The following is a 22,648-nucleotide window of genomic DNA, read 5'->3' as shown; positions in this document are numbered from 1 at the left end:
GGACCGGTCCGCTCCGGGTGCTGCGGCTGGGCACCCCGGTCCCCCGGGGAGGTGTCCGGTGGAGCACGACCGGTCGTCCGACTGTCACGCAGAGTCACTGATGGGCGGGCGGGACGACGGGGTGGTCGCTGGTCACCCGGTCAGGTGTGCGGCGTCGACGGGCTGTCGGCGGGTACCGTCGACTACTCTCCGCAACCCGACGCCGTGGTGCCTGCTCCTCCGCCTCGCGACCGAGGGGTGCCGCCGCCTGACCGCCACGACCCGAGGACGCCCGTCGCCGTGATGCAGACCCCTGCCGCCCCGCCGGTGGAAGACCGCGAGCGCCGCACGCTCGTCACGGCCGGCCTGGAGGCCGATGCCGCCGCCTGGGACCGGCTCGTGGAGCAGTGCGCGGTGCCCTCGCCGTTCCTGCGGTCCTGGTGGTTAGCCGCGATGGCCCCGTCCGCGGACTCCTGCTTGGTCCTGGTGCGCTCCGGGGACGACCTGGTCGGGGGGCTGGCGCTGGAGCGGCGACGGCTCCGCGGACTGCCGGTCCTGGTCAACCTGGGCGCCGGACCGCTGAGCCCGGACCACCTCGACCTGCTCGCCGCACCGGGCGAGGAGGCGCGCGTCGTCGAGGCGCTCGGACGGTGGCTCCACCGGCGCGGGTCCCGGCTGGTCGACCTGGCGGGCGTGGCGGAGGGCAACCGGCTGCACGAGGCGCTGGGCCGGAGGGTGGTGGTGGAGGTCGAGGAGGCGGCTCCGCACGTCGCCCTCCCCGAGGACTTCGACGCCTACCTGACCACCCTGCCGCCGATCATGCGGAACTCCATCCGCCGGTCCACCCGCAAGCTGGACCGGCGCGGCGGGGTCTCGTTCGCGGTCGTGGAACCGGCCGGCCTCGAGGACACCCTGGTCCGGCTGCGCGCACTCCACGCCGGTCAGTTCGGCGACGACTCGGGGCTGATCCGCGAGTGGGACAGGTTCTGCGCGGCCGCCCGCGCCGGTCACGCCGCCGGCGAGATGCAGCTCTTCGAGCTCCGGGTCGGCGACGAGGTGGCCGCCGTCGACGTGGTGTTCACCGTGGCCGGGCGGATGAGCTACTACCAGGGCGGCCGCAGCCTCGAGGACCGGCACAGCGGCGCGGGGACGGTCCTGATGGCCAACGGCTTCCGCTGGGCGTGCGAGGCCGGCATGACCGAGGTCGACTTCCTGCGCGGCACCGAGCCCTACAAGATGCAGTGGGCGGCCGGCACCCGCCGGCTGCTGCGGCTGCGCGTGGGTGTCGGGCCGGGCGGTCGAGCCGCGATGGCCGCGATCCGACTGCGGGAGGCGTCCGTGACGCGGGCGGTGGCCCGCCACCTGCGCGGTGCCGCCCAGACGGTGGCCGCGGTCGGCCCGGACGTCAGCGCATGACCCCCCGAGTCCTGATCGTCGAGGACGGCCTCGGCCCGCACCCGCTGGCCGCCACCCGGTCCTTCGGAGCGGCGGGGTGGCACGTCGGCATCGGCTCGCCCACGCCCGGTGGACGAGCCGGCTCCTCCCGGTGGGCTGCCGCCTGGCACCACGTCCCTCCCGCGGAGGAGGACTGGGAGGCGTTCCTCGCGGCCACGCGGGAGGCCGTCGCCGAGGGCGGCTACGACCTGGTCTTCGGCGCCGACGACGTGGAGGTGCTGGCGCTCTCGGCCGGCCGCGACACCCTCGGGGCGCTGTTCCCCTACGCGGCGCACGACAGCGTGCTCCGCGCCGTCGACAAGCTGACGCTGACGCGGGCCGCCGAGGCGGCCGGCCTCGCGGTGCCCCGGACGACGGACCCGGCCCAGGGCCCGACGGACCTGCCCCTGCCCGTGGTGGTCAAGGCGCGGGTGCACTGGACCCCGGGGCAACGCGGCGTCCCCGCGCGGCTGGACCGGTCGTTCTGCGCCACCGCGGACGAGGTCGACCGGGCGGTGGCGCGCATCGCCGCCGCCGGGGGAGCGGCCGTCGTCCAGGAGGTGGTCCAGGGCGACCTCATGGCCGTGACGCTGCTGCTCGACCGGTCCGGCCGCCGCCTGGCCGTCGTGCAGCAGCGCGCGCGACGCATCTCCCCGTACTGGCACAACAGCGTCCTGGCCGAGACCGTGCCGGTCGACCCGGCCCTGGCCGCGGCCTGCGAGCAGGTGCTGCACGACCTCGATTGGTGGGGCCTGGCGAACCTGCAGTTCCTGGCGCCTCCCGACGGCGGCGCGCCGCGGCTGATCGACTTCAACGGGCGGTTCTACGGGTCCCTGGCGCTGGCCGGGGCGGCCGGCTGCGACCTGCCCGTCCTGTGGGCCCGGGCTGCGCTCGACCCGTCGACGTCCCCGGGGGAGCCCCTGACCGGCACCCCCGGCGTCCGCTACCAGTCGCTGGAGGAGGACCTGAGGCGCGCCGTCGTCGAACGGCGTGGCGGGCTGGTCCGGGACGTCACGGACACGCTGCGCACCGCGCGCGGCGCGGTGCACTCCACGTGGTCGGCCGACGACCCGCGGCCGGCGCTGCGCCGCAGCCGTCAGCTGCTGCGTGCCGAGACCCGGGAGCTGGCCCGTCGCTGCGCACGGGCGGTCCTCCGCAGGCGGGAGCGGGCGGCCGGCTGAGTGCCGGCGGCCCGCCGTCGTCCGAGGTCCTGCACCGCCGTGGCCACCCCGCGGACCACGTCGTCCGTCGGCGCGGTCCCGTCGAGGACCACGCTCCCCGGTTCGGTCCGGACGGCGGCCAGCAGCTCGCCGCGCACCGTGGTGAGCGACTCGAGCGTGCCCTCGCCCTTGCGGGCGAAGAGCACAGCCGGTGGCGCGTCGAGGTAGACGGTCAGGTCCGGCCGGGGCAGCCGCCGGAGGGAGGCCCCGTGCAACCGGTCCTCCCAGCGCCGGCTCCCGCCGGCCACGTCCGTGGCGTGGTAGTCGAAGTAGAAGTGGCGGTCGAAGACCACGACCCGGCCGCGTGCCACGTGCCAGCGGGCGACGAGGACCCGGTACCACTCCTCGGCGATCCGGTTGACCACCTCGGCCAGGGTGGCCAGGAACGCGGTGAGCCGGTGGGAGTGCTCCCGGCCGACGTTGCCGATGTGCTCGGGACGTCCCCGCAGGACCCACGACAGCCGCGTGGTCGGCAGCATGTGCCGGCTGGAGGCCGGGTTGATGCTCATGTAGACCCGCACGGTCGGCTGCGGGAACTCCCGCACCAGGCGGTCGGCCACCGTGGTCTTGCCCGACCCGTCGGGCCCGATGAGCGCGACGGTGAGGCCCTCCGGCCGGGTGTCGCGCCGGACACCGGCGTCACCGGCTGCTCGGGGGATCACCAGCTCGATTGTGGCAGGCTGCGCGCGTGGCCGGCGTCGTCGTCCCGGACCTCGGGCGGCTGCTGGCCGGCGCGCTCGCGCAGCCGCCCGACCGGGAGCCCGCCCGGGCGCTGCGGGTGGCGCAGGAGCACCGCCTGCCCCTGGCCCTGACCGCGGTGGCGACCGGGTTGGGCGGGTCCCCCGACTGGGCGGCTGCGGTGGCGGCCGAGCGGGGGTCGGCCGCCGTCCGGGCCGGCACGCTCGAGGGGGTGCGCCGGGCACTCGGGGCGATCGCATCCGAGGTCGCGGTGGCCGGACCGCCCTGGCGGCCGGTCCTCGGCTCCGACGTGGACCTCCTCGTGCCGGCGGCGCGCCTGACGGAGACGGTGGACCGGCTCACGGCTGCCGGGCTGCTCGAGGTCGGCTGGCACGCCGGCCCCGGCCGCGCCGCGCTGGTCCGGACCGCTGGTGGTGCGGTCGTGGACCTGGTCGACGTCGAGGTGGTCGACCCGTCGGCCCTGGAACCGCCCGACGGCCGGAGGAGCCCCGGCGCGCCACCGGACCTCGCGCGCCTGCGCCCCGAGGCCGAGGCGGCGCGGCTGGCGCGGTCGGTCGCCGCTCGTGGCGTCGTCCGGCTGCGGGACCTGGCCGACGTCGAGTCCCTGGGACCCGACCGGCCGGACGTGCCGTCCGATCCCTCGGCGCGCTCGGGCTGGTCCGCCCTCCGTGCGGCCTCCCTCTGGCTGGAGCGGGCGCCGATGCCGCGGCCGTTGTCACTCGGGGAACTCGGCGTCCGGCCGTCGCCGCGACGACGCCTGCGGTCGCCGGACCGGTCCACCCCGCAGGACCGGTGGCGACGGGGGGTGCGGGTGACGCTCCGGGGACCGGGTGCGGCCGACCGTGCCGCCACGGTGACGGCGAGCCTGCGCCGCGCGGCGGTCGATGTGGTGTCGCTGGTCGACCCGTCGCCGCTCCGGCACCTGCGGGGGGTGCTCCGTGGCCTGCGGGAGCCCGCGGTCGTGGTCGTCGCCGTCACGGGCCCGACCGCCGCGCAGCGGCTCGCGGCCGTGCCGGCGACGCTGGAGTGCCGCGACGACGTGCCCCCGGAGCAGCTGCTGCGGGCCGTCCTCCGCCTGTCCTCCCGCTGAGTCACACCCACCCGACCGGGGGCGTCGCAGCGTCCACCGATCCGGTGATGTGCCCGCGCGGGAGCCGGGAGAGCGGAGGCGGAGGCTAGTCTCGCCGTGCACGAGGTCGATCACCGCCGGACGCCGAGGTCCTGCCGGCCGGCCCCTGAGCTCCCGGTGCCGTCAGCGGCCGCAGAGGGAGAGCGGCTGTCGTCGCGGCACACGGAGGTGGACGGTCCTGGCTGGTCTGAAGGTCACGCTCGTGGAGTTCAACCCCTCGGGCGGGTTGTTCCAGTTCGCCGTCCAGCTCGGTGAGGCGCTGGCCGACCGCGGGCACCGGGTGGAGCTGCTCACCGGCCCCGACCCCGAGCTGCCCTCGCGCAGTCCCGGCCTGTCGATCCTGCCGGTGCTGCCGACCTGGCACCCCAGCGAGGGTGCGGGGGACCACCCGCTGCGCCGCAGGGCCCGGCGGGTGCGCCGCGCGGCGCAGTACCACGCCGCGTGGCTGGCGGTGCTCCGGCACGTCCGGCGCACCCGGCCGGACGTCGTGCAGTTCTCCGGAGGGCGCTTCCCGGCCGACGGGGCCGTCCTGGCGCTGATGGCCCGGCTCACCGGTCGTCCTGCGCTCGTCACGATCGCCCACTCGCCGCTGCCGTTCAACGAGCAGCGGGCCACCGGGGAGGTGCTGCGGCAGAACCGGCTGCTGTACGCCTCGTTCGGTCTCGGCTACCGCAGCGTCGACGCGGTGGTGGTGCTCGGCGAGCAGTCGGCCGCCGACCTGCGCGCCGCCTGGCCCGACGTCGACGAGGTCACGGTCGTCCCCCACGGCGACGAGGGCGTGTTCCTGCGGGGGACGCCGGGGCCGGCCGACGGGACCGACCCGGTGGTGCTGTTCTTCGGGACGATGCAGGCCTACAAGGGCATCGACCTGCTGCTGGAGGCCTTTGCGACCGTCCGGGCGCGTCGCCCCGACGCCCGGCTGGTCCTGGCCGGGGCGCCGTCCGGCGACACGGACCTCGAGGGGCTGCGGAGCACCGCCCAGCGGATCGGCGGGGTCGACTTCCGGGCCGGCTACGTGCCGGTCGAGGAGGTCCCGGTCCTCTTCGAGCAGGCGCGCGTCGTCGCGGCGCCGTACCGCTACGCCAACGCCAGCGGCGTCGTGGAGCTCGCCCGCACCTTCGGCCGGCCGACGGTCGGCACGCGGGTCGGCGACCTCCCGGCCGTCATCGAGCACGGGGAGACCGGCCTGCTCGTCCCACCGGGGGACGCCGGCGCGCTGGCCGAGGCGCTGCTGGACCTGCTCGACCGCCCCGAGGAGGCCCGGCGGATGGGCGAGGCCGGCCGGTCCCGCTCCGTGACCGGGGCGTCCTGGGCGACGGTGGCCGAGCGGATCGAGGAGGTCCACCTGCGCGCCCTCGCCCGGCGGGACTCCGCGCCGGTCGCGGGGGAGGAGCCGGCGTGAAGGTCCTGGTCGTCATCGACTCGCTGAACTTCGGTGGCGCCGAGAACGTCCTGGTGACCCTCGCCGCGGAGGCCCCGGCGCTCGGCCTGGAGCTCGACGTCCTCTCGCTGGCGCCGCCGACGAACGGCCGTGCGGCCTGGTTGCCCCGGCTGCGCGCCGCCGGCCTGGAGCCGCACTTCCTCGGCGTCGACCGGCTCGCACAGCCCGACGCCGTCGCCCGGCTGGCCCGCGCCATCCGCGAGTCCGGCTGCGACGTCGTGCACGCGCACCTGGAGGACGCCACCACGCTGGCCCCCGTGGCCGGGCGGCTGGCGCGCCGGCCGGTGCTCTGCACGCTGCACCACGTGCCCGTCCCGCTGCGCGGCCGCGAGGCGCTCCGCGAGCGGCTGGCTGTCCTGGCCGGCAGCCGGTCAGCCGGCCTGCTCCTCGTCTCGCAGGCCTCGCGCGACGGCTTCGCCGCCCGCTACCGGCGCAGCGCCCGGCACGGGCACTGGAGCGTCGTCCACAACGGCGTCGACCTCGAGCGCTTCCACCCCACGGCGCCCGGGGAGCCGACCGACCTCCCCGCCGAGCTCGGCGTCCCGGCGGGCGTGCCGGTCGTCACCGTCGTCGGGCACATGCGGATCGGCAAGGGGCAGGACGTCGCCGTCCGGGCGTGGCCGCAGGTGCTCGCCGAGCACCCCGAGGCGCGGCTGCTGCTCATCGGGAACGGCCCCCGCGAGGAGGAACTGCGAGCCCTCGCCCGCGACCTCGGCGTCGCGTCGCGGGTGGTCTTCGCCGGCGCCCGCGACGACGTCGCGCGGATCCTCCGGTGCACGACGCTGGTCGCCCTGCCCACCCGGATGGAGGCCCTCCCGACGGTGCTGCTCGAGGCCGCCGCTTCCGGCGTGCCCAGCGTGGCCACCGACGTGGGCGGGGTGCCCGAGGTCGTCGTCGACGGCGAGACGGGCTGGCTGGTGCCGGCCCCCGCCCCCGGGGTGCTCCCCGACCCCGGGTCGTTCGCCACGGCCCTGCGGGACGCCTTGCGGGACCCGGCACGCCTGCGCGCGCGGGGTGCGGCCGCCCGGCGCCGAGCCGAGGAGCGCTTCGGCTCCCGGCAGTGGGCCGAGCGACTCACCGACCGCTACGCCGCCGTGGCCGCCGGCCGCACCCCGGAGCCGGCATGACCCCCGACCGCACCCCGAGCACCACCCGACTGGAGGACGCACGATGAGCCGGCGGTTGCTGGTCCTCGGCTGGCACAACATCGACCCGACCTGGGCCTTCGACGGCACGTCCCCCGAGGTCGCCCGGCGGAAGTTCGCGGCGCAGGTCCGCTTCCTGCGGCGCTGGACCACCGTCGTCCCGCTCCGGTCGGCGCTCGAGGACCTGGCCGCCGGCCGGCCCCTGCCCCCGCGCGCGGTGGCCCTGACCTTCGACGACGGCTACCTCGACAACGCCACGGTGGCGTCGCCGGTGCTGCACGACGCCGGCCTGCCGGCCACGTTCTTCCTGGTCCCCGGCTTCCTGTCCGACACCTCCCGCGTCTGGTGGGAGGAGCTGGGCTGGGCCTTCGCGCACGCCACCTCCCCCGTCCTCGACTGGGACGGGCAGCGGTACGACACCTCGACCCCGGCCGCGCGGCGGACCGTCGCGGCCACCGTCGCCGACTCGCTCAAGCTGGTCGACCGCAGCGACCGGGAGGCGGCGGTGACCGAGCTGCGCGGCCGGCTCGCCGCCGAGGGGCCCGAGCCGCCCGCGCGCCAGTTCATGGACTGGGACGAGGCCCGCGGACTCGTCGAGCACGGGCACGACGTCGCCTCGCACACCTGTGCCCACCCCATCCTCAGCCGGGAGACCGTCGCCGCGCAGGCCACCGAGCTCACTGACTCGCGGCGGGCGCTGGAGGCCCACTTCGACCGCCCCGTCGACGTCCTCGCCTACCCCAACGGCCGGGCGCAGGACTACTCGCCGGCGACGCTCGACCTCGTCCGCGAGGCCGGCTACGCCTTCGCCGTCACCACCCACCCGGCGCTCGCCCGCCCGGAGTCGTCGGCCATCGAGGTCCCGCGCGTCCTCGTCGACGCCGAGACCGACCTGCAGCAGCTGGTCCGGCGCGCGGCGAGCGTGGCCAAGCGGGTGGTGGCCCACCGCGTCCCGGCGCTGGGCGGACGGCGATGAGGCAGCAGACCCGGGACCCGCAGCCGGACCCGACGGGCGGGGCCCCGGCCTCGCCTGAGGTGACGGTCGTCGTGCCCGCGCGGAACGAGGTCCGGACGATCGACGCGTGCCTGGACGCCGTCCTGGACCAGCAGGGCGTCGACCTCGAGGTCGTCGTGGTGGACAACGGCTCGGACGACGGCACGGCCGAGCGGCTGGCGGCCCGGGCGGCCACCGACCCGCGGCTCCGGGTGCTGCACAACCCGGTCCCGTCTATCCCCGCGAGCCTCAACGCCGCGGTGGCCGCCGCCCGCGGGCGGTGGCTGGTGCGCGTCGACGCCCACTCGACCGTCCCGCCCAGCTACGTCGCCCGGGCGGTCTCCCGGCTGGCGGAGGGGCGCTGGGTCGGGGTGGGCGGCCGCAAGAGCGCGGTCGGGCGCACGCCGGCCGGGCGGGCGGTGGCCGCGGTGCTCAACTCGCGGCTGGCGGTGGGCGGGTCGACGTACCACTACGGGACCCGCGAGACCGTGGTCGACCACATCCCCTTCGGCGCCTACCCGACCGCGCTGGTGCGCGAGCTGGGCGGCTGGGACGAGTCGATCCCGAACAACGAGGACTTCGAGTTCGACCAGCGCCTGCGCTCGCGGGGCGAGCTGCTGTTCGACCCCGAGCTGGAGATCGCCTGGCAGGCCCGTGACGACGTCCGGCAGCTGTTCACCCAGTACCGGCGCTACGGCCGCGGCAAGCCGCAGGTCGCGCTGCGGCACCCGGGCAGCGTGAAGCTCCGGCACCTGGCGCCCCCGGCCCTGGTCCTCTGGCTGGGTGCCGCAGCGGCCACCGCCCTCCGGCGGCCTCGGCTGGCGGCGCTCGCCGTGGCGCCCTACGCGGCCGCGGTCGGTACGGCCGCCGCGGTGATCGACCGCAGCACCCCGCCCGGCACCGACCGCAGGGCCGTGCCCCTGGCGCTGGTGGCCATGCAGGTGGGCTGGGGACTGGGCTTCTGGGAGGGCGTGCGGGACGTCGTGCGCGCCCGCACCGGCCGGGCGCCTGCCGTCACGCGGGCGGACGGCGGCGGGCCCGGAGGCGGCCCAGCCCGCTGACGGCGGCTCGGCTGACCGGGCCGGCGAACGGCACGACGACGTCGGACACCCGGCGCCGCCCGGGCCAGACCTGGCTCTCGGTGACGTTCCCGGCCGCCGTGCAGGAGTCGCGCAGGGCGAGGCCCTCCTCGGCGAAGCGGTCGGCGTAGTCCACGAGCAGCTGCACGCCGGGCGAGTGGTCGCCGTACTGCTCGTCGTAGGCGACCTTCATGTGGAACACCGCATCCCCCGCGCGCAGGGCGACCTGCACGGCCACCGGCCCGGCGGGGACCTCCAGGGAGCGCACCTCCAGCCGGCCCGCGCCGGCGAAGCGGGCGCACACCTCGCGGAAGAACGCGGCGCTCGCAGGGTCCGAGAGCACCGCCGTGCCGGCCCGCCCCTTCCACCCCGCCGCCTCGAAGGCGAGGAAGCGCTCGACCGCAGCCGGGTCGCCGGCGCGGTCCACCACGGTGACGGGGCCGGCTGCCCGCTCGAGGGCCCGGCGAGAGCGGCGTACCCGCTTGTACCGGCTGCCCGACGGCGCCTCGGTCATGGCCTCCGCGCCGCGGACCAGGGCGGCGCGCTCGTGACCGTCCCAGCGCACTGCCCGGCCACCGGTCGCTGCGAGCGCCTCGTCGAGAGCCGCGGACACCGGCCCGTCGTCCCCGGCGCCGTGGACGTCGAGCAGGGCCGCCGCACCGCGCAGCCGCCACGGCGTGCGCAGCAACGTCGTCCAGGTGTCCCCAGCCCGGTCGCGGTCGACCAGCGGCGTGCCGAGGAGCTGGTAGGGGTGGGTCCACGACACCAGGGCCGGCACGGGGACCCTGGGTCGCCACCGCGGGGTGTACCGGACCGGCAGGAGCGCGTCGAGCTCTGCGCCCCGCCGCACCACGAGCAGCCGGGCGTCGTCGCCCCGCAGGTGCGCCATCGCGGGCAGCGCGAAGTCCGGCTCGAGGCAGGGGTTGGGTTCGGCGGCCCGGGCGACGAGGTCCCGCCAGGCGGCGACGACGTCGGGGGTGAGGTCCGCTCGGCCCAGGAGGGCGGCGGCCGGCTCAGCGCGCACGGCTGGACCGCAGAGCAGCCAGCGCGCCGACCGCCACGCGGCTGACCGGGTCGGCGAACGGGAGCACCACGGTGGAGATGCGGCGCCGCCCGGGCCACAGCCGGCCCTCGGCCTCCGCCGGCCCGCCGGTGCACACGTCGCGGAAGCCGGTCGGCTCGGCGGCGAAGCGGTCGGCGTACCCGACCATCGCCAGCATGCCGGGTGAGTACTCCCGGTACTCCTCGTCGTAGGCGGTCTTCAGGTGGAACGCCCCGTCGCCCGCGTGCAGCACCGCCTCCATGGACACCGGGCCGGCGGGGACGTCGAGGGAGCGCAGCTCGAGACGCCCGGCGGCCCGGAAGCGGTCGCAGACCTCGCGGAAGAACGCCGTCGCCGCCGGGTCGCAGGCCATCGCGGTGCCCTCCCTGCCCTTCCAGCCGGCCGCCTCCATCCGCAGGAGGAGGTCGACGGCTCCCGGGTCCGCCGACCGGTCGACCGAGGTCGTCGGGCCGAGTGCCCGCTCCAGCGTGCGGCGGGCGCGCCGGCGGCGCTCGCGGCGGTCGTCCCCGACGGGCGCGCCGTCCCCGTCCCGCGCCAGCACGGGGCGCTCGAAGCCGTCCCAGCGCCGGGCGGTGAGGCCCAGCGAGGCCGCGGCCCCGTCGAGCGCGGCCGCGACCGGACCGTCGTCCCCGAGGTCCTCGATCTCCAGCACTGCCGCACCCCGGCGGCCGCGCCACGGGGCGCGCAGCACCGCGGTGAGCGCGCGGGTCGCGTGCTCGGCGTCGACGAGCGGTGTGCCCAGCACCTGGAAGTCGTGCGCCCAGGACACCAGCGCGGGCAGCGGCACCCGTCCCCGCCACCGGCGCACCGGCACGACGGGCAGGAGGGCGTCGAGGCGGTCCCCGTCGGTGACCGTGAGCAGGCGCACCCGGTCCCCGTCCGGCAGCAGGCGCATCGCCGGCAGCAGCATGTCGGGTTCGTTGCAGGGGTTGGGCTCGGCGGCCCGGTCGGCCAACGCGCGCCAGGCGGCCTCGACGGCCGGGGTGACGTCGGCGGGGGCGAGCAGGCGGACGGTGGGTTCAGCGGGCACGGGCCGCCACCACGGTCCGGACCAGGTCGGCGATCACCGCGCGGCCGCCGAGCGCCGCCCCGGCCAGCGCACCCACGGCGCCGGCGCCGATCACCGCGGCCAGCGAGGCGATCCCCGGCTCCACGAGGAGGAGGACGGGCACTCCGCAGGCGGCCATGCCGACCGACACCGACACCGCGGGGAGCACGGCCCGTGCGCTCTCGCCCAGCGTCGCGCCGACCAGGCGGTTGGCGATGAACACCCGCACCAGCATGTACACGGCGAGCACGGAGAGGTTGACGGCCGCGACCACGAGGATCCCGTGGCGGGCGAGCAGGAAGTAGGCGGCGATCTCGACGGTGGCCACCACGACGTCCAGGCGGAGCAGCAGGCCGGGGCGTCCCAGGGCCGGGAAGATGTCACCGGAGGCGAAGCCGATGGCGGCGATGCCGGCCGACAGCGACAGCAGCACCATCGGCCCGACCGCGGGCAGCCACTGCTCGGAGAAGAACGCCGGGACGGCGTCCCGCGCGACCAGCGCCAGCGCGGTCCCCATCGGGAAGCCGAAGAGGGTGAGGAGGGTCAGCGCCCGGAGCATGGTGTCCTTGAAGGAGTCCGCCGACTCGGTGCGGGCCCGGGAGTACCAGGGCAGCGCGATGCTCGAGAAGATCCAGTACACGTTGTCGATGAGCAGCTCGGGCAGCCGGTAGGCGATCGTGTACTGGCCGAGGTCGTCCGGGCCGAGGAGGCGGCCCACCGCGAGGTAGTCGGCGTTCGAGGACACCACCGAGAGCGCCTGCACCCCCACGACGGCCAGGCCGAAGTGCAGGAGGGTGCGCACGGCGGTGCGGTCGATCGTCAGCCGCGGTCGGAACCGCACCAGCAGCCAGTTGACGACGGTCCCGGCGACCTCGGCGGCGAGCAGGCCCCAGACCAGCGCCCAGACCCCGTGGCCGAGGAGCGCCAGGGGCACCGAGACGGCGAAGCGGGTCAGCGCCCGGGCGATCTCCGCCCGGGTGCGGCGCCGGAAGTCCAGGTCCCGGCGGAGCACGGCGTCGTGGACCTGTCCCAGCCCCCTGATCAGCAGGAAGAAGGCGATGGCCCGGAAGACGTCGACCTGCTCGGGGATGCGGAAGTAGGCCGCCACCGCGGGGGCGACGGCGACGAAGACCCCGGTCAGGAGCGCGGCGACCGCGAGGTTGAGCGTGAAAGCGGTCTGGACCCGGTTCGTGATGCCCTGCTCCTGGTCGTGGATCAGGGCCGAGCCGACACCCAGGTCCAGGCCGATCTCGAACAGTGCGACGACGGTCATCGCCGCGGCGACGACACCGAAGTCCTCGGGCACGAGGATCCGGGCCAGGACCAGCGTCGACACGAACACGGCCAGCTTGGTCGTGCCGAAGGACAGCCCCGCCCACGCGAAGCTGTGCCACGCGGTGCGGTCGCCGCGCCGCGCCGGTTCGGGCGTCGCGGGGGCCCGGAGCTGCCCCTCGCCCTGGGGGTCAGTCATCCGTGACTCCCGGCCGGCGCCGGTCCAGCGTCCTGACCAGGCGGCGCCCCAGCCGCCCGGCGAGCCAGCCGGCGGCTCGCGGGGTGGGGCGCAGGGCCCGCAACCGCACGTCGGGGCGGCTCCCCGTGGCGTAGTCGGCCTTGTAGTCCTCGTCACCGCGGAGGAAGTCGTACTCGACCCGGCCCTCGCCGGCCGCGGCGAGGATGGACTGGCACATCACGGTGCGCCCCGGGGAGTGCCCGGCGCCCGGGCGGAAGGCGCTCTGGTAGCCGTACGCCCGCTCCCCGTGGAGCAGGACGTACTCCAGCGCGAGGTCGTCGTCCGCCGTCGACAGGCGGTCCACCCGCGCCATCCCCGCCTCCGCCAGGCGGGTCGCGGCGGTCAGGTGGAAGGCCCGCCGTTCGGGCGTGGAGAAGACCACGGACCGCTCGCCGAAGCGCTCGTTGTGCAGGTCCATCAGCGTCTCGAGCGCCGGACCCACGCGGGCGGGGTCGGTCACGCTCGAGAAACCGCCTCCCGCCCGGCGGACCCACTTCAGCCCACGGGCGCTGCGGCGGGCCAGGCGCTGCCGGGCGTCCTCGGACCGCAGGTCCAGCACCGCCACCTGCTCCACCTCCGGGGGCAGCGAGAGGCACCGGGGCCACCGCAGCTCGCGCTGCAGGGCGCGGTCGAGCGCGCCGCCCTGCAACAGCCCCTCGAAGTCGGCCATGTCCCAGCGCAGCACCCGCGTCACGTACCGCGCCGCGGCCGCGGCCACCTCCTCGCGGTCCCGGGACGCCGCGACGACGTCGAGGTGGTCGGCGCCCAGGTCGGCGGCCGCCGCGCAGCGGACCACCCGCAGGCCCTGCGGGTCGGGCCCGACCTCGAGCGGGAGGACCCCGACGGTCTGCCCGCCGGGACCGTCGACCACCAGGACGACGCAGTGGCGTCCGAGGGTGGGGCTCTCGGCGAACGCCGAGAACCACTCCCACGTCAGGAAGGGGGTGCCGACACCGCCGCGCTCCTGCAGCCGTCGCCACTGGGTCGCGAGCGCCGGCGTGGAGGGGTCGACCGCCCGCACGACGAGACGCCCCGTGGTCCGTTCCAACACTTCCCCGCCTCCTCGCGGGCCGTCGGCATCGACGTCGTCCACGCGCTCCGGCGCAGCCGGATCCCTCGCCCGTCACCGGCATCGTGCCAGTGAGAACGCGGTCGCAGGCCGGGAGGTGGCCGGCTCACCCGAACGGGCGGGATGAACCCGGCGCTCGGCCGTACGCGGCGAGAGCCACGTCACAGCGCGTCCCGGACGGGCGTCTGACATCGAGTATTGACACACCGTAATTGATCTGTGACCTTGTGTCTGCCGTACTGCTGCACAGCGTGACCAACCGGTTTCCGACCGTGGCCCCGCCGCAGCACGACGCACGACGGCTCCCCCGCCCGGGGTGGAGCCGTGAGCCCGCACCCCGTCGGTCGTCGAACTCCGAGGTCCTCCATGCCCCGCCACGCCCGCCCGCGCTCCGGAGCCCACCCGGTCCGCGCTGCTCGGCCCGCCCGCCCCGCCCGCCGGTCGGCGTTCTGGTGGAGCGGTCTGCTCCTCGGGCTGGCCGCGGTCGTCGCCGGTCTCGGCGTCCCGGGCCTCGGCGTCCCCGGCCTGATCACCGACCTGGAGACCGCGCGCGCCTCCAGCAGCTGTCCCCAGGGCACGACCGACCGGGTGCCGGTGGCCCGCGTCAACCTGGGCGGTGCCGCCGTGACGGTGGCCGGGCAGACCTGGTCGGCCGACCCGTACCTGTCCTCCGGCGGTGCCGCTGCGGCCACGGGCGGCGACATCGCGGGCACCGAGGCCGACGAGCTCTACCGCACCGCCCACGAGGGCGACTTCGCCTACGAGGTCGCCGTCCCCGCCCGGGGCCGGTACGTGACCCGGCTCCACTTCGCCGAGCTCGCGGACGGCGGGGGGTCGTGGCGGGAGGGCCGGCGCGTCTTCTCGGTGAACGTGGAGGGTGGCCGGCCCGAGGTGCGCGACCTCGACCTCGCGGCGTCGCACGGGGTGCGCCGGGCGGTCGTCATCGACTCCGCGAACCAGGTCCGCGACGGCGAGCTGACCATCGTCGGCCGCGGATCCGTCGGCCGGCCCGTCATCAGCGCCGTCGAGGTGTTCCAGCAGCTCTCGCGCGGCACCTGCCGTCCGGTGAGCCCCGGTGCGGCCGCCGCCGGGGTGGCGCCCGCCGCGCCCGTCGCCCCGGCCCCCTCGGCACCGGCCCCGCAGCAGGCGCCGTCGTCCGCACCGACGCCCCCGGTCCCGTCGTCCCCCGTGCCGGCCGACCAGGCCCCGTCGGGGGCCGTGCCGGCGAAGCCGGGCTCCTCCCTGCCGGCTGCCGCCGGTGCCGCGATGGGGATGCTGACCGTCGACGCCGGACGCCCCTTCGCGGCGGCCAGCGCCTGGAACACCCCCGTCGCGGCCAACCCCGTCCTCGACCCGCGCAGCGCCGCGATGGTGCGCAGCGTCGCACCGGCCGACCGCGCCACGGCGAACCTCTACGCGTACGGCGACCCGGTCTTCACCGCGGTGGCGGGCACCCCGACGGCCGCCGTCGACTGCACGGAGAACTGGGGGACCTGCGACCTGGAGAAGGCGCCGATCCGCATCCCGGCCGACGCGCAGCCGACCAGCGGGTCGGACGGTCGCATGATCGTCGTCGACCTGGCCGCCGGCACGTCCTGCGACTTCTGGCAGGCCCGCAAGGCCGGGACGGGGCGGTGGACCACGAGCTGGGGCACCTGCGCTCCGCTCACCGGCAACGGTGCCGGCCCGCAGGGCGGGGCGACGGGCGGTGGGGTGAACGCCCTCGCCGGCGTCATCCGGACGTTCGAGATGCGCAACCTGACCATCCCGCACGCCCTGTCGATCGCCACGAACAACTCCTGCGCCGGTCAGTTCCGCTCCCCGGCCACGAAGACCGACGGCAGCTCGACCCGGTCGGACTGCGTCCCCGAGGGTGCGCGGCTGCAGCTGGACCCGTCGATCGACGTCGACGCGATCCCCGGCATCACGCCCGCCGAGAAGGCCGTGGCCCGTGCGCTGCAGGTGTACGGGGCCATCAACCGCGACAACTGCGGCTCGAACATCTGCGTGGCGTTCGAGGCGCCCATCGGCGAGGCGGACCCCTACCCGGCGGTCGGGCTCGACCGGGACTACCACACGATGCCCAACATCCCCTGGACCCGGCTGCGCGTGATCGCCGGCTGAGCACGGTGGGGGAGCGGCCCGCGGGCCGCTCACCCACCCGGTCGGGTGTGAGGCCCCCGTCGGGCGCGCGGGATGGGTTACCGTGGCGGCACGAGCTCGGTGGCGGGGGAGACGGCGCGCACGGTTCCGTGGCCGACCGGCACCCCCTCCGACCTTGGACGTGCATGACCGGCCCGCGCATCAGCATCGTCGTCATCAGCCACGACTACGCCGACTACCTCCCCCTGGCGATCGACAGCGCCCTGGCGCAGACCCGCCCGGTGGAGGTGCTGGTCGTCGACGATGGCTCGACCGACTCCTCACCCGAGGTCATCCGCGGGTACGGCGACCGGATCCGCGCCGTCTCCAAGGAGAACGGCGGCAACTCCTCGGTCATCAACACGGCCGTCCCGCTGACCTCCGGGGACGTGGTGATGTTCCTCGACGCCGACGACCTGCTGCACCCGGAGGCGGCCGAGGAGGTCGCCCGGGTGTGGCGCCCGGACCTCAGCAAGGTCCAGTTCCGGCTCTCGCTGATCGACGCGGCGGGACGGCGCAGCGCGGTCGACCCGCCGCTCGACGTCGACCTGCCCACCGGGGACGTCGTCGGCGAGCTGACCAGCACCGGGCGTTACGTCACACCGGTGACCACGGGCAACGCCTTCAGCCGCGCGGTGCTCGAGCGGGTGCTGCCCATCCCCGAGGACGACTTCCGCAACACCAACGACGGGTACCTCAACCTCGTCACCCCGTTCCACGGCCCGGTCCTGTCCCTCGACCGGGAACTGGGCTCCTACCGGCTGCACGGCACCAACCTCTGGGCCTACTCCGGCGGGGTCGACCTGGCCGGGATCCGGCAGCGGGTCCGCTACGACCTCACCCGGCAGCGGTACCTGGTCCAGACCGCGACCGCCCACGGCCGCACGGTGGACGACGACATCCCGCTGCGCGACCCCGAGCACGTGCTGCAGCGCCTGGTCTCGCTGCGCACCGACCGCACCGGGCACCCGGCGTCCGGCGACCGGGTCCTCCCCCTCGCCCGTGCGGGCCTGCGGGCCGTGGCGGCGGGCGGGTCCGCCCCGGACCCGGTGCAGCGCGCGGTCACCGCCCTCGCCCTGCTGCTCGTCGCCGTGCTGCCCCGCCCGGCGCTGCTGCCCGTGGCCGAGCTGGTGCTGCTGAGCCGTCCCCGGGGGCCGGTCCTCCGCGGGCTGGCCCGCGGCGCCCGGACCGCCGTGGCCGCCGTCCGCCGGCTGACCGGGCGGCGGGCGTGAGCGCCGCGCCCCGCCGGCGTGCGCTGCGGTGGGCGGCCCTGGCGGCTGCGCTGCTCACGGTCGCCGTGTGCGGCGGCGCACCGGCACCCCAGCCGGAGCCCGAGCCCGATCCCGCGCCGGTGCCCGACAGCGGCGGTCTGCCCTTCGCGTCGGACAGCCCGTGGAACCTCCCCATCCCGGACTCCCCGGTGCTCGACGGCGACAGCGAGGCGATCGTCGCCGCGCTGGCGCGGGACGGCGGGGCCAGCGCCCTGCTCTACGACTTCGGCGTCCCCGTCTACGAGGCCGATGCCGACACCCCGCGGGTGACGGTGACCTGCACCCAGGACTGGGGGCAGTGCCCCGTCGAGGCTGAGGAGGTCCCGATCCCCGCGGGCGCGCAGGCCGCTCCGGGCGACGACGGCGCCCTCGTCGTCATCGACCGCCAGGCCGGCCGGGTGTACGACTTCTGGCAGGCCCGCGAGCTGAACTCGGGGCAGTGGTCGGTGTCCTGGGGTACCTGGGCCGACTACGACGGCTGGGGCAATGCCCCGGACGAGGCCGTGGACGGCGGCGCGACCGGCGCGGGCATCAACCTGCTGGCGGGCGTGGTGCGGCTGCGGGAGATCCGGGACGGGGTGATCCCGCACGCCCTGGCGTTCGCCTCGAGCCTCAGCTGCGCCGACGAGTTCCGCTATCCCGCGACCAAGACCGACGGCAACGTCGACGACGGCACGTGCGTCCCCCAGGGCAGCCGGCTGCAGCTCGACCCGTCGATCGACGTGCGCAGCATCCCGGACATCACGCCGGGGGAGATCGCGGTGGCCGAGGCGCTGCAGACCCACGGCGGCTACGTCCGGGACGTCTCCGGCAGCGCGCTGGCCGTGGCCTTCGAGGCCCCGGCCGAGGGCGAGGAGAACCCCTACCCCGAGGTCGCGGGCTTCCCGTGGGACTACTACGACATGCCGCACATCCCGTGGGACCGGCTCCGGGTCCTCCGGGCGTGGGACGGCGGCTGACCGTCCCCCAGGCGGGTGGACGGGGGACACCCGGCACGGTGATCGTGCGCGTTGCCGTGGTCACAAGGGGTCCTCGACGGGCCGGATCCGCAAATCCCGTGGTTAACCTGGCCCGGTGACTGTCGATCGAGCGCCCTCCGTGGTGGTCCGTCCCGCCCGTCGTCGGCGCAGCCGCACCGCCCTCCTGAGCGGTGTCCTGGTGGGCCTCCTCGTCCTCGTCGGCGGGGGTGTGTTCTGGCAGTTGTGGCCGGCCGAGCAGCGGGCGACCAGCACCCTCGTCGTCCTCCCCGACGCCTCCGGGGTCGAGGTGGCCAGCTACTACGACACCCTGAGCAGCGGCCAGATCGCCACGACGTTCGCCCAGATCGTCGGGCTGCGCGCGGGGGAGGGGGCGCCGTCGGGCGTCGCGGTCGACGTCGACGTGGTGCCGGAGACCTCCCTGATCAAGGTCACCGCGACCGCCGGCGACGCGGCGACGGCCGAGGCCGAGGCCGACGCCGCGCTGGAACGCGCCCGTCCCTACTTCGACCAGCTCAGCGCGCCCTACGACCTGACCACCGTGCAGTCGGCCGTCGGTACGGCCGAGCCGACCGGGCTGACACCGGCGCTGCTGGCCGGGGTGGTGGCCGGTCTGGCCGTCATCGCGGGCCTGGCCGCGTACGTCGCGGTCCGCGGGCTGCAGCAGGCCCGTGCGGGCACGGCCGTGCCGCAGCGGGAGACGGAGGTCGTCAACGGCCCGACCCCGGTGCAGCAGCCCACCACCGTCCCGGTCCGCACCGACGGCGGCACCGCGGACGGCCCCGCCGAGGCGCGACTCCCCGTGGGGCCGCTGTCGTCGCGACCGGCTCGGTGAGCCAGGACCTCCTCCCCGCGGTCGCCGCCCCGACGCGGGACGACGCCCCGCCCACGGGGCGGCCCCTCCTCCCGGTCGCCGTGGCGGTCGCCTGCGCCGGTGTGGCGCTGGGTGTCCTGGTGGCGGCCACCGCCCTCGGGCTCCCGCTGCTCGCCCCGCTGATCGCCGCGGGGGTCCTCGCCATCCCGCTCCTGCTGGTGCGCCCGGTGGCGTTCGTGGTCGTCGCGACCGTCGTCGAGGTCGGCAACCTCTCGGACGTCGCCGCCGCCAACGGCGTGCCCCGGCTGGAGACGGCGCTGCTGGGGCTGGCCCTCCTGGCGGTCGGCCTGGCCTGGCTGCGCGGCGAGGTGCGGCCGGCGTCCTCGCCCCTCGTGGTCGCCGGGCTGCTCTACCTGGCCGCCCAGCTGCTCGCCTCCGTCACCGCCGAGGACCCGACGGCGAGCCTGGCCGTGGTGGCGGAGGTGGCCAAGGCGTTGCTCTGGCCCGTCGTCGTGTGCCTCCTCCTGCTGACGCACCGGCGCGCGCCGGTCGCGATGGCCCGCGCCATCGTGCTCACCCTCGCCGTGCTCTCCGCGCTGACCGTGTTCCAGGAGTTCGTCCTCGACAACGGGACGACCCTGGCCGGCCTGTCCAACGTCCCCGTGGAGGCCGACATCGGTGGCGCCACCGCGCGGCACTCGGGCCCGCAGGGGGACCCCAACTTCTGGGGACGGGTCCTGCTCCTGGGGCTGCCCTTCGCCTTCTCCCTGGCGCACACGGCGACGTCGCGCCGCGGGGCCGTGCTCTGGATCTGCTCCGCGCTGTCCATCGGTGCGGGTGTGGTGCTCACCGGATCCCGCGGCACGCTGCTGGCCGCCTTCGTCGTCCTCTGCCTCTGGGCGCTGCTCACCGGCGGCCGGGTCGCCAAGGCCGTCGCGCTGGCCCCGCTCCTCGCCGGGCTGGTCCTGCTGGTCCCCGGGGTCGGCAGCCGCCTGCTGACCCTCTCCGCCGTCGGCGCGGACGGGCTGGCGGTCGCCGACCCCTCGCTCGAGGGACGCGTGGCCGCGCAGCGGGTGGCGCTGGAGATGGTCGTGGACCACCCCGTCCTCGGCATCGGTCCCGGCAACTTCCTCGCGCTGACCCCGGAGTACCTCCAGCAGCTAGCCATCGACAGCGTGCCGCTGGCCCCGCACAACCAGTACCTGGAGGCGACGGCCGAGGGCGGGGTGGTCGGGCTGGCGGCGTGGCTGCTGCTGCTCGGCGTCGCCGCGTTCAGCGCCGCCCGTGCCCGCACCCTGGCGCGCGCCGGCGGCCCCGCGGTCGACCGCGAGGCACCGGTGGCGATGTCCAACGCGGTGCTGGCCGCGTTCGCCGGGTGGGCGGTGGCCAGCGTGTTCCTGCACCTGGCGACCTTCCGGACGTTCCTCTTCGTCGCCGCGCTGGCGGCGGCCCTCGACATCCGTGCGCGCCGGGCGGACCGGCACCGGCAGAGGACCCCGGCCGGCTCCGGCCCGACCGTCCGTCCCCGGCGCTCGGCCGGGTTGTCCGCGGGCGCCCGCTCCACGGCAGTGCTGCTCACCGCGGCCCTGCTCGTGCTGGCCGGGGCGCTGTGGCTGCGCGCCGAGCCCTCGGAGCCGACCTGGTCGGCGTCGGCGGGGATGCAGATGGCGGTCAACTACACGCAGGACACCGACTCGCCCGCCTACGACCTCGACACCCTCAGCCGCGACGGGCTGGTCCGGACGATGGGCGGCATCGCGGCCAGCCAGCGGTTCACCGACGAGGGGCTGGCGCAGGTCGCGGCCGCGGGCCTGCCGACCGACGGCATCACCATCGAGGTGTCCGGGTCGGTGCGGTCGGGGCTGTTCGTCTTCACCGCGACCGGTCCGGACCCCGCGGCGGCAGCGGCGGCCGCCGACGCCGTGCGCGCGGCCGCGCAGCGCTTCCTCGACGAGGTCAGCGCGCTCTACGTCACGCAGCCGGTGCCTGGGCCTCCCGTGGTGACCGAGGCCGCGGCGCCCTACGACCGCCGGCTCGCCCTCGTACCCCTCGCGCTCGGCGTGCTGGTCGCTGCCGGGGCGGGCGCGCTGGCGTGGCGGACGCGACGGGAGCGGGACCGCGCGGCGTCGCAGCAGCCCGTGCCGACGTCCTGACCGGCGTCAGCGGCCGGCGGACGGCGTGCTGCCGTCCCCCGTCGGAGTCCTGGACCGGGTGGCCCGTCGACCGGCCCGCTAGCCCGCGGACGGGCGGCCGGCGTCCGCCAGCACGGTCTCGTAGAGACCGCGGAGCCGTCCCGCCCACGCCACGGCCTCGAACCGGTCGAGGAAGCGGGCCCGGCCGGCCGAGCCCAGACGGTCGCGGGCGGCGTCGTCGGCGAGCAGCCGGGTGAGGGCGGTCGCCAGTGCGCTGGGCTCGGGCGGCACCAGGACGCCGGCGTCGGTCCCGACGATGTCCGGGATGCCGCCCACGTCGGTCGCCAGCACCGGGACGCCCACGGCCAGTGCCTGCATGAGGGTGGTCGGCAGCGCGTCGGCCAGGCTCGGGTGCAGGACCAGGTCGGCCGCACCGAGCAGGCGCGGGACGTCGTCGCGGTAGCCGAGGAAGGCCACCCGCTCCCGCAGGGCCGGATCGGCGGCCACGCGGGCCTCCAGGTCCCCGCGCAGCTCGCCGTCGCCGGCCAGCGCGACCAGCGGGCAGGTGTCGGCCGGCAGCTGCGCGACGGCGTCCAGCAGGAGCCGGTGGCCCTTCTCCGGCCGCATGAGGGAGGCGGTGACGACCAGCGGCCGGCCGTCGCGGAGGCCCAGCTCGGCGCGGATCCGGTCCCGCTCGGCGGGGTCGGGGACGCCGGGGTCGGCGACCCCGTTGGGGAGGACCACGACGCGGTCGGCGGAGCCGGTGAGCTCCTGGTACCAGCGGTGCTGCGCCGACGAGAGGGCGATGGTCCGCGCCGCGGCGCGCCGGCGCACCGCCAGTCCGGCGCTGCGCTTGAACCGGCCGAGCGTGCCGACCGGCGCGTCCTCGACCACGTGCAGCGTGGACACCACGGGCACCCCGAGGACCCGACCCGCCACCCCGCCCACGATGTCGGCGTGCTTGAGGTGGGTGTGCACCACGTGGGGGGCGAAGGCGCGCAGCGCGGCGATGGCCTGCGGGACGGCGCGCGGGTCCCACCGCGGCAGGTCGAGCTCGACGACGGGCACGCCCCGGGCGCGCAGCGCGTCGGCGTGGGTGGAGCGGGACGCGGGGGACAGCGCGATCACGGTCAGCGCGAGGCCGGCTGCGGGAGCCGCACAGGCCAGCTCCACCAGCACGCTCTCGGCCCCGCCGGGAGCCAGCGAGTGGATGAGGTGCGCGACCCGCAGCGGAGGGGACGAGCCGGACTCCCCTGCGACGACATCCTCGACCACGACGCTCCGTCCACTCGTCCCCGGACCCGATCGGCGGACCGGCTCCCCCCTCGGCCGACGGCTTGGGGCCGGGCCGGACGGGGCGCCGCCACACTAGTTCGGCCCGGCGGGATCCGAGGGACGGGTCATCCGGCTGGGTGATCCCGGCGCCGGGGCGATGGACGGCGGACCGCCCGGCCACCTCGCGGGGTGTGCCGAGCATCACCCGCCGGCCACGGTTCCCCCGC

18 protein-coding genes are annotated in these 22,648 nt (G+C 76.5%); 12 read left to right on the top strand and 6 right to left on the bottom strand.

Features of this window, described 5'->3' with window-relative positions:
• The first annotated feature begins 282 nt into the window (after positions 1 to 282).
• Together BMW27_RS14070 and BMW27_RS14065 are read left to right on the top strand one after the other, a co-directional pair.
• Positions 283 to 1,395, top strand: coding sequence for a GNAT family N-acetyltransferase (locus tag BMW27_RS14070; RefSeq protein ID WP_245743579.1), 1,113 nt, complete (start codon positions 283 to 285; stop codon positions 1,393 to 1,395).
• A complete protein-coding gene (locus BMW27_RS14065) occupies positions 1,392 to 2,594 on the top strand; it encodes an ATP-grasp domain-containing protein (protein WP_091445118.1) in 1,203 nt (400 codons plus the stop codon). Before BMW27_RS14070 ends, BMW27_RS14065 begins: the two co-directional genes overlap by 4 nt.
• On the opposite strand, the gene BMW27_RS14060 is transcribed toward BMW27_RS14065, so the two are convergent.
• Positions 2,510 to 3,295: a nucleoside/nucleotide kinase family protein gene (locus tag BMW27_RS14060; protein ID WP_175486505.1), complete on the bottom strand. Its 786-nt coding sequence runs from the start codon at positions 3,293 to 3,295 to the stop codon at positions 2,510 to 2,512. The genes BMW27_RS14065 and BMW27_RS14060 overlap by 85 nt on opposite strands.
• Positions 3,296 to 3,321: 26 nt before the next feature.
• Here BMW27_RS14060 and BMW27_RS23435 point away from each other — a divergent pair, with 26 nt between their 5' ends.
• The 5 genes from BMW27_RS23435 (at position 3,322) to BMW27_RS14040 (ending at position 9,102) form a co-directional block, all read left to right on the top strand.
• Complete coding sequence (locus BMW27_RS23435; RefSeq protein WP_175486504.1) at positions 3,322 to 4,422, top strand: serine/threonine-protein kinase; 1,101 nt, start codon at positions 3,322 to 3,324, stop codon at positions 4,420 to 4,422.
• A 241-nt stretch (positions 4,423 to 4,663) separates the two neighbouring features.
• A complete protein-coding gene (locus tag BMW27_RS14055; RefSeq protein ID WP_175486503.1) occupies positions 4,664 to 5,863 on the top strand; it encodes a glycosyltransferase family 4 protein in 1,200 nt (399 codons plus the stop codon).
• Positions 5,860 to 7,029 (top strand): glycosyltransferase, encoded by a 1,170-nt coding sequence (locus BMW27_RS22965; protein WP_175486502.1) that lies wholly within the window; start codon positions 5,860 to 5,862, stop codon positions 7,027 to 7,029. The genes BMW27_RS14055 and BMW27_RS22965 overlap by 4 nt, the downstream gene beginning before the upstream one ends.
• Positions 7,030 to 7,072: 43 nt before the next feature.
• The gene (locus BMW27_RS14045) at positions 7,073 to 8,023 is read left to right on the top strand and encodes a polysaccharide deacetylase family protein (protein ID WP_091445115.1); all 951 of its coding nucleotides are present in this window, start codon (positions 7,073 to 7,075) and stop codon (positions 8,021 to 8,023) included.
• A complete protein-coding gene (locus tag BMW27_RS14040) occupies positions 8,020 to 9,102 on the top strand; it encodes a glycosyltransferase (protein ID WP_091445114.1) in 1,083 nt (360 codons plus the stop codon). The genes BMW27_RS14045 and BMW27_RS14040 overlap by 4 nt, the downstream gene beginning before the upstream one ends.
• Here the strand turns inward: BMW27_RS14040 and BMW27_RS14035 are convergent.
• Genes BMW27_RS14035 through BMW27_RS14020 form a run of 4 tightly spaced genes read right to left on the bottom strand, consistent with a single transcriptional unit; the run spans position 9,056 to position 13,792 of the window.
• Positions 9,056 to 10,144 (bottom strand): GNAT family N-acetyltransferase, encoded by a 1,089-nt coding sequence (locus BMW27_RS14035; RefSeq protein ID WP_091445112.1) that lies wholly within the window; start codon positions 10,142 to 10,144, stop codon positions 9,056 to 9,058. The two genes, BMW27_RS14040 and BMW27_RS14035, sit on opposite strands and share 47 nt — an antisense overlap.
• On the bottom strand, positions 10,134 to 11,213 hold the full coding sequence (locus BMW27_RS14030; protein ID WP_091445110.1) for a GNAT family N-acetyltransferase: 1,080 nt from the start codon (positions 11,211 to 11,213) through the stop codon (positions 10,134 to 10,136). The genes BMW27_RS14035 and BMW27_RS14030 overlap by 11 nt, the downstream gene beginning before the upstream one ends.
• Complete coding sequence (locus BMW27_RS14025; protein ID WP_091445108.1) at positions 11,203 to 12,702, bottom strand: oligosaccharide flippase family protein; 1,500 nt, start codon at positions 12,700 to 12,702, stop codon at positions 11,203 to 11,205. Before BMW27_RS14025 ends, BMW27_RS14030 begins: the two co-directional genes overlap by 11 nt.
• Entirely contained in the window at positions 12,695 to 13,792 is a 1,098-nt protein-coding gene (locus BMW27_RS14020; RefSeq protein ID WP_091445106.1) for a GNAT family N-acetyltransferase, read from the bottom strand. Before BMW27_RS14020 ends, BMW27_RS14025 begins: the two co-directional genes overlap by 8 nt.
• A gap of 384 nt (positions 13,793 to 14,176) precedes the next feature.
• Here BMW27_RS14020 and BMW27_RS14015 point away from each other — a divergent pair, with 384 nt between their 5' ends.
• From BMW27_RS14015 to BMW27_RS13995, 5 genes are all read left to right on the top strand, one after another.
• Positions 14,177 to 15,934: a malectin domain-containing carbohydrate-binding protein gene (locus tag BMW27_RS14015; protein WP_091445104.1), complete on the top strand. Its 1,758-nt coding sequence runs from the start codon at positions 14,177 to 14,179 to the stop codon at positions 15,932 to 15,934.
• 164 nt (positions 15,935 to 16,098) lie between these two features.
• Positions 16,099 to 17,184, top strand: a complete 1,086-nt coding sequence (locus BMW27_RS14010) for a glycosyltransferase family 2 protein (protein WP_091445103.1) — start codon at positions 16,099 to 16,101, stop codon at positions 17,182 to 17,184.
• The gene (locus BMW27_RS14005; RefSeq protein ID WP_091445101.1) at positions 17,181 to 18,182 is read left to right on the top strand and encodes a hypothetical protein; all 1,002 of its coding nucleotides are present in this window, start codon (positions 17,181 to 17,183) and stop codon (positions 18,180 to 18,182) included. Before BMW27_RS14010 ends, BMW27_RS14005 begins: the two co-directional genes overlap by 4 nt.
• Before the next feature lie 115 nt (positions 18,183 to 18,297).
• Entirely contained in the window at positions 18,298 to 19,035 is a 738-nt protein-coding gene (locus BMW27_RS14000) for a hypothetical protein (protein WP_139206900.1), read from the top strand.
• Entirely contained in the window at positions 19,032 to 21,167 is a 2,136-nt protein-coding gene (locus BMW27_RS13995) for an O-antigen ligase family protein (protein WP_091445098.1), read from the top strand. Before BMW27_RS14000 ends, BMW27_RS13995 begins: the two co-directional genes overlap by 4 nt.
• A 78-nt stretch (positions 21,168 to 21,245) precedes the next feature.
• On the opposite strand, the gene BMW27_RS13990 is transcribed toward BMW27_RS13995, so the two are convergent.
• Positions 21,246 to 22,421 (bottom strand): glycosyltransferase, encoded by a 1,176-nt coding sequence (locus BMW27_RS13990; RefSeq protein WP_091445097.1) that lies wholly within the window; start codon positions 22,419 to 22,421, stop codon positions 21,246 to 21,248.
• Between the last annotated feature and the right edge of the window lie 227 nt (positions 22,422 to 22,648).

Source organism: Geodermatophilus poikilotrophus (assembly GCF_900111455.1).
Classification (GTDB): Bacteria; Actinomycetota; Actinomycetes; order Mycobacteriales; family Geodermatophilaceae; genus Geodermatophilus; species Geodermatophilus poikilotrophus.
This window is presented reverse-complemented; position numbering and strand designations above follow the sequence as displayed.